Annotated in this window: 12 protein-coding genes; 9 read left to right on the forward strand and 3 right to left on the reverse strand. The window is 44.8% G+C overall.

What is annotated here, in order from left to right:
- The first annotated feature begins 19 nt into the window (after nt 1-19).
- From uxuA to MHI44_RS18255, 6 genes are all read left to right on the forward strand, one after another.
- A complete protein-coding gene (gene uxuA, locus MHI44_RS18230; RefSeq protein ID WP_069703735.1) occupies nt 20-1,099 on the forward strand; it encodes a mannonate dehydratase in 1,080 nt (359 codons plus the stop codon).
- A complete protein-coding gene (locus MHI44_RS18235) occupies nt 1,096-1,932 on the forward strand; it encodes an SDR family oxidoreductase (protein ID WP_003245605.1) in 837 nt (278 codons plus the stop codon). Before uxuA ends, MHI44_RS18235 begins: the two co-directional genes overlap by 4 nt.
- A 47-nt stretch (nt 1,933-1,979) precedes the next feature.
- A complete protein-coding gene (locus tag MHI44_RS18240; RefSeq protein WP_003245531.1) occupies nt 1,980-3,248 on the forward strand; it encodes an MFS transporter in 1,269 nt (422 codons plus the stop codon).
- A gap of 87 nt (nt 3,249-3,335) precedes the next feature.
- Nucleotides 3,336-4,337: a LacI family DNA-binding transcriptional regulator gene (locus tag MHI44_RS18245; RefSeq protein ID WP_003244946.1), complete on the forward strand. Its 1,002-nt coding sequence runs from the start codon at nt 3,336-3,338 to the stop codon at nt 4,335-4,337.
- Nucleotides 4,338-4,413: 76 nt separating this feature from the next.
- Entirely contained in the window at nt 4,414-5,856 is a 1,443-nt protein-coding gene (locus MHI44_RS18250) for a tagaturonate reductase (RefSeq protein WP_003245710.1), read from the forward strand.
- Nucleotides 5,853-7,346, forward strand: coding sequence for an altronate dehydratase family protein (locus MHI44_RS18255; RefSeq protein ID WP_017697315.1), 1,494 nt, complete (start codon nt 5,853-5,855; stop codon nt 7,344-7,346). The genes MHI44_RS18250 and MHI44_RS18255 overlap by 4 nt, the downstream gene beginning before the upstream one ends.
- A gap of 38 nt (nt 7,347-7,384) precedes the next feature.
- On the opposite strand, the gene MHI44_RS18260 is transcribed toward MHI44_RS18255, so the two are convergent.
- Both MHI44_RS18260 and MHI44_RS18265 read right to left on the reverse strand, forming a co-directional pair.
- Nucleotides 7,385-8,149, reverse strand: coding sequence for a sulfite exporter TauE/SafE family protein (locus MHI44_RS18260; protein ID WP_003245643.1), 765 nt, complete (start codon nt 8,147-8,149; stop codon nt 7,385-7,387).
- A 223-nt stretch (nt 8,150-8,372) separates the two neighbouring features.
- Nucleotides 8,373-8,837, reverse strand: a complete 465-nt coding sequence (locus MHI44_RS18265; protein ID WP_014479541.1) for a DinB family protein — start codon at nt 8,835-8,837, stop codon at nt 8,373-8,375.
- Between the two features lie 148 nt (nt 8,838-8,985).
- Here MHI44_RS18265 and yjoB point away from each other — a divergent pair, with 148 nt between their 5' ends.
- From yjoB to phrA, 3 genes are all read left to right on the forward strand, one after another.
- Nucleotides 8,986-10,257 (forward strand): ATPase YjoB, encoded by a 1,272-nt coding sequence (yjoB, locus tag MHI44_RS18270; RefSeq protein WP_003245490.1) that lies wholly within the window; start codon nt 8,986-8,988, stop codon nt 10,255-10,257.
- 145 nt (nt 10,258-10,402) lie between these two features.
- Nucleotides 10,403-11,539, forward strand: a complete 1,137-nt coding sequence (gene rapA / locus MHI44_RS18275) for a response regulator aspartate phosphatase RapA (RefSeq protein WP_015252291.1) — start codon at nt 10,403-10,405, stop codon at nt 11,537-11,539.
- Nucleotides 11,529-11,663, forward strand: a complete 135-nt coding sequence (gene phrA, locus MHI44_RS18280; protein WP_003245487.1) for a phosphatase RapA inhibitor PhrA — start codon at nt 11,529-11,531, stop codon at nt 11,661-11,663. The genes rapA and phrA overlap by 11 nt, the downstream gene beginning before the upstream one ends.
- A gap of 30 nt (nt 11,664-11,693) precedes the next feature.
- On the opposite strand, the gene MHI44_RS18285 is transcribed toward phrA, so the two are convergent.
- Entirely contained in the window at nt 11,694-11,951 is a 258-nt protein-coding gene (locus MHI44_RS18285) for a YciI family protein (RefSeq protein WP_003232731.1), read from the reverse strand.
- Between the last annotated feature and the right edge of the window lie 76 nt (nt 11,952-12,027).

Genomic DNA, 12,027 nt, shown 5'->3' on the forward strand with positions numbered 1-12,027 from the left:
TGAATCCGGAGGTGCGAGCATGAATATGACATTCCGATGGTATGGAAGAGGCAACGATACAGTCACACTTGAACACGTGAAGCAAATTCCCGGTGTCAAAGGCATCGTTTGGGCTCTCCATCAAAAGCCTGTCGGCGACGTGTGGGAAAAAGAAGAAATCAGAGCCGAGACCGAATATATTCAATCCTATGGTTTTCATGCTGAAGTTGTAGAAAGCGTGAATGTTCACGAAGCAATTAAACTTGGGAACGAAGAACGCGGCCGGTATATTGAAAACTACAAGCAAACGATCCGCAACCTTGCCGGATTTGGCGTGAAAGTGATTTGCTATAATTTTATGCCGGTTTTTGACTGGACACGCACGGACATGTTCCGGCCGCTAGAAGATGGATCGACCGCTCTGTTTTTTGAAAAGGCCAAGGTGGAAAGCCTTGATCCTCAAGAGCTGATTCGGACGGTGGAGGATGCATCTGACATGACACTGCCGGGGTGGGAGCCCGAAAAATTAGCTCGGATCAAAGAGCTTTTTGCTGCCTACAGAACGGTCGATGAAGAAAAGCTATGGGACAATTTATCATTCTTTTTGCAGGAAATTCTTCCTGTTGCTGAGGCCTATGGTGTTCAAATGGCCATTCATCCGGATGACCCGCCGTGGCCGATTTTCGGACTGCCGCGCATTATCACAGGAGAGGCAAGCTATAAGAAACTGCGGGCGATATCAGATTCACCGTCTAATTGTATCACCCTTTGTACAGGTTCAATGGGAGCCAATCCCGCTAACGACATGGTGGAGATCGCTAAAACGTATGCCGGCATCGCTCCATTTTCACATATTCGCAATGTGAAAATTTATGAGAATGGCGATTTTATTGAAACATCTCATTTAACAAAGGATGGTTCGATCAACATCCAAGGCGTGATGGAAGAACTGCATAAGCAGGATTACGAAGGATATGTCAGACCGGATCATGGGCGCCATCTTTGGGGTGAGCAATGCCGCCCGGGATATGGCTTATACGATCGGGCACTTGGCATCATGTATTTGAACGGGCTGTGGGACGCCTATGAAGCAATGGCAAAAAAAGAGGTGGGCGTATGATCCCGCTGCATGAGAACCTGGCAGGTAAAACGGCTGTCATCACTGGCGGCAGCGGCGTGCTTTGCTCTGCGATGGCCCGGGAGCTAGCCCGTCATGGCATGAAGGTGGCGATTTTGAATCGGACGGCTGAAAAAGGCCAAGCGGTCGTGAAGGAGATAACGGCGGCTGGCGGCACAGCGTGCGCTGTTGCTGCGGATGTGCTGGACAGGATGTCACTGGAGCGGGCAAAGGAAGACATCCTTGGCCAATTTGGCGCTGTTGATCTGTTAATTAACGGGGCTGGCGGCAATCATCCTGACGCGATAACCGATGTGGAGACATATGAAGAAGCGGGAGAAGGCCAATCCTTTTTTGATATGGATGAGAGGGGCTTTCTAACTGTATTCTCCACCAACTTCACCGGTGCGTTTCTGGCCTCGCAAGTGTTTGGTAAAGAACTGCTGAAGGCGGATTCACCCGCGATCATCAACCTTTCTTCCATGAGTGCTTATTCACCTATGACGAAGGTTCCGGCATACAGTGCTGCGAAAGCATCCATCAATAATTTTACGATGTGGATGGCTGTTCATTTTGCCGAAACCGGGCTGCGGGTCAATGCGATTGCCCCAGGCTTCTTTCTGACAAAACAAAATCATGATCTGCTGATCAACCAAGACGGAACGTTCACCAGCCGATCTCACAAAATTATTGCGGGAACACCGATGAAGCGCTTCGGAAAACCGGAGGATTTGCTCGGTACGCTCCTTTGGCTGGCGGATGAATCCTATTCCGGTTTTGTCACTGGGATCACCGTTCCTGTCGATGGAGGATTTATGGCTTATTCAGGTGTGTAACGAAAGCGGTGCAACAGAAACTGAACCAACATAGGGGTGAGGTTGAGATGTTTTCAAAAGATAAGCTTCCCGTTATCCTTTTTTTGTTCCTGGCAGGGGTGATTAATTACCTGGATCGCTCGGCGCTTTCCATTGCAGCTCCTTTTATTCAGGATGATCTCACATTGTCTGCCACACAAATGGGCTTGATTTTCAGCAGTTTTTCGATAGGTTATGCCATTTTTAATTTTCTTGGGGGCGTGGCATCCGACCGCTATGGGGCAAAGCTGACCTTGTTTGTCGCGATGGTTGTTTGGTCGCTGTTTAGCGGAGCAGTCGCCCTCGCTTTTGGCTTTGTCAGCCTGCTGATTATACGCATTCTCTTCGGAATGGGAGAAGGCCCGCTTTCGGCGACCATCAACAAGATGGTGAACAACTGGTTCCCGCCGACCCAGCGGGCGTCCGTTATCGGTGTAACCAACAGCGGCACGCCCCTCGGGGGAGCCATTTCCGGCCCGATAGTCGGCATGATCGCAGTGGCGTTCAGCTGGAAGGTATCCTTCGTTCTCATTATGATTATTGGATTGATATGGGCAGTGCTCTGGTTCAAGTTTGTCAAAGAAAAGCCGCAAGAGACGATCAAGGAAGCACCGGCAATAAAAGCAGAAACGTCTCCCGGAGAAAAAATTCCGCTCACCTTTTACCTGAAGCAAAAAACAGTCCTGTTCACGGCGTTCGCTTTTTTCGCTTACAACTACATCCTCTTCTTCTTTTTGACATGGTTTCCGAGCTATCTTGTCGACGAGCGGGGATTAAGTGTTGAATCGATGAGTGTCATCACGGTCATACCGTGGATTTTAGGATTTATCGGGCTGGCTGCGGGGGGATTTGTTTCTGACTATGTGTACAAAAAAACGGCCCGAAAAGGTGTGCTGTTCTCGCGCAAGGTTGTGCTTGTCACGTGTTTGTTTTCATCAGCTGTCCTGATTGGTTTTGCCGGGCTTGTGGCAACGACTGCGGGGGCTGTCACTCTTGTCGCTCTGTCAGTGTTCTTTCTTTATTTGACCGGTGCTATCTATTGGGCTGTCATTCAAGATGTGGTTGATCAAAACAATGTCGGTTCTGTTGGCGGCTTCATGCATTTCCTCGCCAACACGGCAGGAATTATCGGCCCGGCTTTAACCGGATTTATTGTTGACCAAACAGGCACGTTTTCTGGAGCATTTTTGCTTGCCGGTGGGCTGGCTGTCTTCGCTTCACTTGCTGTGATTCGTTTTGTCCGTCCAATCATTGGTAAGCCAGCGGGAACAGAAGCTGAGAATCCTGTGTCTTATTAATCTGGAAATATAGTGGGAGAGGCGGTATGTTTGATGATACAATATACAGTAAATAATCGCAGCCGGTATGATAAGGAAGGGAATTAGATGGTAACCATAAAAGATATCGCAAAACTCGCAAACGTATCCCACACTACTGTTTCCAGAGCACTCAACAACAGCCCTTACATCAAAGAACATACGAAGAAAAAAATATTAGAGCTAGCAGAGCAGCTCAACTATACACCAAATGTAAATGCGAAAAGTCTGGCGATGCAAAAGTCGCATACGATCGGGCTATTCTTTACAAGCATTACAAACGGAACCTCACACAGCTTCTTTGCAGACACTATCAAAGGCGTCAATCAAGCCATAAGTGAGGATTACAATCTGTATGTGCGCGGCATTGATGATCTGAAAAACTATGACTCCGTTACACCGATGAGATATGACGGCATCATTTTAATGAGCCAAAGTGACATTGATAATTCTTTTATTTACCATATTCGCGAAAAAAACATTCCGCTTGTCGTGCTGAATCGTGATATTGATGATCGTACCATCACGAATATTTTGTCCAATGACAAGGAAGGCTCTCAAGAAGCTGTAGAATACTTCATTCAGTCCGGACATCAAGACATCGCCATCATCGAGGGGATCGAAGGCTTTAAATCCTCCCAGCAGCGAAAGGAAGGGTACTTATCCGCACTGATTCAACATCATATTCCGATCAAGCATGAATACAGTGTCAAAGGACAGTACGATATGGAAAGCGGCTTTCAAGCGATGGAGCGGCTGCTGGCACTGCCGAATCCTCCAACCGCTGTTTTTTGTTCGAATGATGACATGGCAATCGGAGCGATGAATGCGATATTCGCAAAGGGCCTGCGCGTTCCTGATGATATTTCGGTGATCGGGTTTGATGATATTGGGTTTTCACAGTACATCACGCCAAGGCTTTCAACAGTAAAGCGCCCAGTGGAGAAAATAAGCGTGCTCGGTGCGCAAAAACTCTTGTCGCTGATCAGCGAGCCCGAAACAAAAGCAGAAAAAATCTTGGAAAACACAGAATTTATGGTGCGTGATTCAGTCAGACGATTGACGACGTGATGTCCCGTTTTTCAGCGGGCATTCTTTATACAGAAAAATGTTAACGTGTGCATAAAGTGAGAGGGAGGCAATAAGGGTGCAGAAGCTGAATAAAAATGTGTACGATCACTATACTCAGTATCCAGAAAAAATTCTCCAATTCGGAGAAGGAAACTTTCTTCGGGGATTTATCGATTGGCAGATTGATCAATTGAATCAACACACTGATTTTAATGGGAGCGTGGCAGTTGTCCAGCCAAGAGGCTCAGAAAAAATCAAACGATTAAATGAGCAAGATGGATTATATACACTTTTTTTACAAGGAATGAAAGACGGAGAAGCGGTAAACGAGCATATGATTATCAACTCAATCAGCCGGGGAATTGACCTGTTTTCTGATTATGAAGCATACAAAGAATTGGCATCAAGCGAAAGGCTTCGGTTTATTATCTCCAACACCACTGAGGCTGGGATTGTATGTGATGAAAAAGATCGTTTAGAGGATAGGCCGCAAAAAACATTCCCTGGGAAATTAACTGCATTTCTTTACTTTCGCTATCAGGCTTTTAAAGGAGATCAGACAAAAGGGTGTGTCCTGATCCCATGTGAACTGATCGAGAATAACGGTGAAAAGCTGAGGGAAACGGTTCTTCATTATGCACATCTGTGGAAGCTGGAGGAAGGATTTACACAGTGGATTCATGAGGCCAATACATTTTGTAATAGTTTAGTAGACCGGATTGTTCCGGGTTTTCCCGTCGACAGCATTGATGAGATCACGGCAGATCTTGGCTATCAGGATGATTTGATAGTTGTGGGAGAGCAATATTATTTGTGGGTTATCGAGGGGCCTGATTGGATTGGAAAAGAACTTCCCTTTGCGGCTGCAGGGCTGCATACAAAGATCGTCAGCGACCTCACCCCATACCGGACTAAAAAAGTAAGAATTTTAAATGGCGCTCATACAGCAATGACGCCAGTGGCTTTATTATACGGCTTGAAGACTGTTAGGGATGCAGTCGAGCATCCGGAAGTGGGGCGATTTATAAGAGAGCTGATTGATGACGAAATTCTTCCTGTTTTAAAAATGGAAGGTCTTTCTCAGTATGCTGACGATGTGCTGAACCGTTTTAAAAACCCGTATATTAAGCATTACCTGGAAAGCATTGCATTGAACGCCATTTCCAAATTCAAAACGAGAAACCTGCCGACTCTTAAGGAATATGCTGAACAAAAGGGACAGCTTCCTGAACGCTTGGTGTTTTCTTTCAGCGCTCTTCTGTATTTTTATCATGATAACGAGACATTGCAGGATGATCCGGCAGTTCTTCAATTTTTCAAAGAGGTTTGGTGTCAGGAGGATGGCGACATGCTTCGGATTGCATCAAGAGTGTTAGGCGAACAGCGGCTGTGGGGGGCAGATCTCAATGAGATACCGAAGCTGACTGATAGAGTCGCTGTTTACTTGAATCATATTCATGAGCTGGGCATGCAGAGGGCTCTTGAACAATACTGCATACAAGGGGGAGAGGTACGTTGAAGTCGTTTATAAAGATTCATAAGCAAGATAATGTCCTTCTTGCTCTGCGGGATATTCAAAAGGGAGAGAGGCTGCATGCTTACGGCGTGTCGCTTGAAGTAAAGGATGATATAAAAAGAGGCCACAAGATTGCATTGCAGCTTATTAAAGAAAATGACAGCATCATCAAGTACGGGTTTCCAATTGGGCATGCATCACAAGATATCTCGATCGGAGAGCATATTCATGTCCATAATACGAAAACAAACCTGTCTGATATCCAATCATACAGCTATACACCGAGATTTGATGAAAATCCGTATTCTAATGAGAACCGGACGTTTAAAGGTTTTAGAAGAGAAAACGGAGATGCGGGTGTACGGAATGAATTGTGGATTGTCCCAACTGTCGGCTGTGTCAATGGAATAGCAGAAAAAATGCTGCAGCGTTTTGTCAGAGAAACAGGGGATATTGCTCCATTTGATAACGTACTGGTGTTAAAGCATCAATACGGATGCTCGCAGCTTGGCGACGATCATGAAAATACGAAGCAGATCCTGCTGAATGCCATTCGCCATCCAAATGCCGGCGGCGTCTTGGTGTTAGGGCTTGGCTGTGAAAACAATGAGCTGGCAAGAATGAAGGAAGCACTGCAAGATGTGAACTTGAAGCGGGTGAAGTTTCTGGAATCCCAGTCGGTGACCGACGAAATGGAGGCAGGCGTTGCTTTGCTGAAGGAAATTCATGAAGCGGCCAAAGGAGATAAGAGAGAAGACATTCCGCTGTCTGAACTGAAGATCGGGCTGAAATGCGGAGGTTCGGACGGTTTTTCCGGCATAACCGCAAACCCGCTGCTTGGACGTTTTTCAGATTATCTCATTGCACAGGGAGGGAGTACTGTGCTGACGGAAGTACCGGAAATGTTCGGCGCAGAAACCATCCTGATGCAGCGGGCTGCCAATGAAGAAGTGTTTCATAAGATAGTCGATTTAATCAATGATTTCAAACAATACTTTATTAAACATGATCAGCCGGTGTACGAAAATCCTTCACCGGGCAACAAAGCGGGCGGCATTTCTACACTTGAGGATAAATCGCTGGGCTGTACGCAAAAAGCGGGGATTTCTCCTGTCACGGATGTCTTGAAATACGGTGAAGTACTCAAGACAAAAGGGCTGACTCTTTTGAGCGCACCGGGCAATGATTTGATCGCCTCCTCCGCATTGGCGGCTGCCGGCTGCCAAATTGTCCTCTTTACAACGGGAAGAGGCACGCCGTTTGGCACCTTTGTCCCGACGGTGAAAGTAGCGACAAACACCGAGCTGTATGAGGCGAAGCCGCATTGGATTGATTTTAACGCAGGCCTTTTAGCAGAGGATGATGTTCATGAGGAATATGTGCTGCGTGAGTTTATCCACTATATGATAGAGGTGGCAAGCGGCCAGCTTGTGAACCATGAAAAAAATGATTTCAGAGAACTCGCCATTTTTAAATCGGGTGTGACGCTATAATAAGAAAAGGCTATCCTTCAAGCGGATAGCCTTCTTCATTAAATCAATTTTAAACCGCTGACTAAAATAATGGACGCCATAATAAATTGCAGCGGACGCGGGGAGAATCGAGGCGAAAGATGGCTCCCGATCAGTACGCCGGGAATTGAACCGAGGAGCAGATTAGCTGCCAGCATGTAATCCACGCTTCCGAAGCTTGCGTTCAAAATGCCTGCTGCCGTAACAAGAAGAAAAGCATGCGCGATATCGGTTCCGACAATCTGTGACGCTTTCATGTTAAATAAGTAAATCATGGCAATTGCAAATAATGAGCCGGAACCGATTGATGTTAATCCGACGATAAACCCAAACACAACACCAATAAGAATTGTCAGCGCCCGCTTATTTTCAAGCGGCATCAGCTGCCAGCGGTTGGGACGAAGTTTTCTATCCAAAAACAAACGAACGATGATTGAAATGGCAACCAGCGTTAACACATATCCTAGAGCGTGCTTAATAATTTCTTCCTGATGCTGGTGAAAGGCGGGGAACAAATGCAATATGCCAATGGCTAGCGAAGCACTCGGAATACTGCCGATGGCTAAGTATTTTACCAATTTAAAGTTAATCGTTTTCTGCCGCCAATGGGAGGCAACGCCAAACAGCTTTGTGATCGAGTTATATACAAGATCTGTACCGACCGCGATGGAAGGATTAATTCCAAGCACAATTAAAAGGGGAGTTAATAAGGCCGCTCCACCCACTCCCGTCAATCCGACTAAGGCTCCGACAAACAAACCCATCAATATGATGCTTACACTCATGATAAAGGCCTCCTGAAAACCCGACTATTTTTATCAGATTATATATGATTAGGACGCGTTAATCAATTAAATTTTTTGAATTTTTGCACGTCAGCTGCTTGAAATTTTGGTATGCTCAATATCTCTATTCATTTGCCCTATAATGAGTGTCTGGACGAAATCGAGAAGTACTAAAGGCTCAAAAAAAGATACCTCTTAACAGGTATCTTTTTTCTTGTTTACGCTACATGCGCTGCTGATAGAAAGGAAGCTCAGTGTGGCCCATTTCCCGCACATACACGAACAGGTTGCCTTTATGGTGAATTTCATGCTCCATTGCAAGCTGAAGCAGCGCGCGGCCTGTGACTTTTCTGCCGAAAGCGGATGTCAGATCAATTTCTCTGTCCAGCTGCTCTTCAGTCAGCTGTTCAAGGATAGCGGCCGTTTTTTCTGTATATGTTTTTGCCAGAACATTGAGGTCTGTTTCTGTTTCCTCCTGCTTGTTTTGAAATGGTGAGGCATTGCCTTCCTTAATGACATTTGCGAACAAGTGGAAAGACGTAAGAATGTGTTTGACCAGCTCTTCTGCTGACATTGATGTTTCTGCCGGTTTGTAGCTGTAATGGTCTTTGCTGATTTTTTCGGCAAGCTCATTGGTCACGTTTCGATGGGATAAAAAATGGCTGACAATTTGATTGGATTGGCTCATTATGATCTCCTCCATATGTAAAAATAAATGGTGCAATGAAATCCTATATCAACGGTTATGAATTCACAAGTAATATGCTGTGGGATGAAACAAAATGCTATGTCAATCGTATATATAACGTTCACAAAACATGAAATGGAGTATAAACATGACTAACATACCTTTCATTTATCAGTACGAAGAAAAAGAGAATGAAAGAGCTGCGGCGGGCTACGGCACTTTCGGTTACCTTATCACACGGATTGAAGAAACGCTTTATGATCAATACGGTGTATTCTATGAGCTCTATGCCAGTGATGATCCAAATACGGAATACTGGGAGCTTCTTGTAGAAGATGTCCGCAGCGGTTCATTGGAGCCTGAGCATGTGGCATATATATTTGAAAAGCTTGAAAAGAAAACCTTTGCTTACGATGAAGATGAGAAAGAACCGGATTATACCGTCCATAAGTCTATAAGAAACAGTGTATACGCGTATCCTGAAAAGGGAGTTGCTTTTGCCAGAATTCCATATTTTCAAGATGGGAGCATTATGAGTTTTGATTGTCTGTTTGCGGTTAACGATGAAAAGATGCGTGCATTTCTGGAGGGAGTCAGACCGCGTCTTTGGGAAAAAAGCAAGCGGAAAGTGACCGTGTTTACGGATGGAGATGGAGGGACTTCAAGAGAGCAGGAAGCCATTGTCAGAGAGGTTCAGCGGAGTCAAGTCATCATGAATCCGCTATTGAAAAAAGAGATATACAGATCAATTGATCAGTTTTTTCATAGTGATAAATCGTTTTATCAAACATATGACATCCCTTACAAGCGCGGCATTCTGTTATATGGACCTCCTGGAAACGGAAAGACGACGTTAGTGAAGTCGATCGCAGGCAGTATCGATGCACCTGTTGCTTATTGGCAAATTACTGAATTTACGTCGAGCGAGACAATAGAAGAAGTCTTTCAGGCAGCGAGACGCCTCGCTCCTGCAGTTCTGGTCATCGAGGATATAGATTCGATGCCGGAAGATGTGCGGTCCTTTTTTCTCAATACGCTGGACGGCGCGACATCAAAAGAGGGGCTATTTCTCATCGGTACGACAAACTATCCCGAAGAGATCGATCCAGGTTTGATGAATCGTGCAGGGCGATTTGACCGTGCCTATGAAATCGGGCTTCCGGATGAAGAGCTGCGGCTGGAATATATGAAAATGAGAGGCTTTGGCATCTTTTTGAGTGAAGGAGAAATAAAAAACGCCGCAAAACTTACAGAAGGCTTTTCCTTTGCACAGCTGGGAGAATTATATGTATCTTCAGCCCTTCAATGGCACCAAGAAGGGAATCACCATATTGAAACCATGGTGAAAGACATGACAGGAGAGCAAAGAAAAAGCCAGCGGGGAAGCTGGATGGAAAGAAACAAAGTCGGTTTTCACTAAAAGAAAGCACGGGTGTTTGAAAAACCCGTGCTTTTTTGTTGCGGTTAGCCGAAATTCGACAATTGCGGTTATTTTGCGTTCTTCTTTTTCTTGCAAATATGATAAAATATGACATATCTCGGGTAATTCAAAAAGGGGGGATTAATTGAGGATGAAGCAGACGATTCCGTCCTCTTATGTCGGGCTTAAAATTAATGAATGGTATACTCATATCCGGCAGTTCCACGTCGCTGAAGCCGAACGGGTCAAGCTCGAAGTAGAAAGAGAAATTGAGGATATGGAAGAAGACCAAGATTTGCTGCTGTATTATTCTTTAATGGAGTTCAGGCACCGTGTCATGCTGGATTACATTAAGCCTTTTGGAGAGGACACGTCGCAGCTGGAGTTTTCAGAATTGTTAGAAGACATCGAAGGGAATCAGTACAAGCTGACAGGGCTTCTCGAATATTACTTTAACTTTTTTCGAGGAATGTATGAATTTAAGCAGAAGATGTTTGTCAGTGCCATGATGTATTATAAACGGGCAGAAAAGAATCTTGCCCTCGTCTCGGATGATATTGAGAAAGCAGAGTTTGCTTTTAAAATGGCTGAGATTTTTTACAATTTAAAACAAACCTATGTTTCGATGAGCTACGCCGTTCAGGCATTAGAAACATACCAAATGTATGAAACGTACACCGTCCGCAGAATCCAATGTGAATTCGTTATTGCAGGTAATTATGATGATATGCAGTATCCAGAAAGAGCATTGCCCCACTTAGAACTGGCTTTAGATCTTGCAAAGAAAGAAGGCAATCCCCGCTTGATCAGTTCTGCCCTATATAATCTCGGAAACTGCTATGAGAAAATGGGTGAACTGCAAAAGGCAGCCGAATACTTTGAGAAATCTGTTTCTATTTGCAAGTCGGAAAAGTTCGATAATCTTCCGCATTCTATCTACTCTTTAACACAAGTTCTGTATAAACAAAAAAATGACGCCGAAGCGCAAAAAAAGTATCGTGAAGGATTGGAAATCGCCCGTCAATACAGTGATGAATTATTTGTGGAGCTTTTTCAATTTTTACATGCGTTATACGGAAAAAACATTGACACAGAATCGGTCTCACACACCTTTCAATTTCTTGAAGAACATATGCTGTATCCTTATATTGAAGAGCTGGCGCATGATGCTGCCCAATTCTATATAGAAAACGGACAGCCCGAAAAAGCACTTTCATTTTATGAGAAAATGGTGCACGCACAAAAACAAATCCAGAGAGGAGATTGTTTATATGAAATCTAAATGGATGTCAGGTTTGTTGCTCGTTGCGGTCGGGTTCAGCTTTACTCAGGTGATGGTTCATGCAGGTGAAACAGCAAACACAGAAGGGAAAACATTTCATATTGCGGCACGCAATCAAACATGATGCATAAAAAAAGACCCTTAGGGGTCTTTTTTATTTCTTCAGCTTCCATTCTTTTATCGTCAGCTCAGAAGATCCACTTGCCACCAGCGGATCCGCATGGCCGATTTCCGCTGCCTCTTCCAGTGAATCTGCTTCGATGACATACGCTCCGCCTGTGGCGTCGCTGAATGGCCCAAACATTTTTAAACGTTTTTCTGCCTGTAAACGATCCAGAAATTCATAGTGCCCAGCCACATGCTCCTGATTAAATTTCTCCGTTCTCATTGTCAGCATTAAATATGTATACATATTCAGACCCTCCGTGAACTTCAGTTTAACACATTTATCCATATTACGGTGATAGATGATATGAGCTTTTCGTCCT

Origin of the sequence: Bacillus sp. FSL K6-1366 (assembly GCF_037976695.1) — a bacterium.
Lineage (GTDB): Bacteria > Bacillota > Bacilli > Bacillales > Bacillaceae > Bacillus > Bacillus subtilis.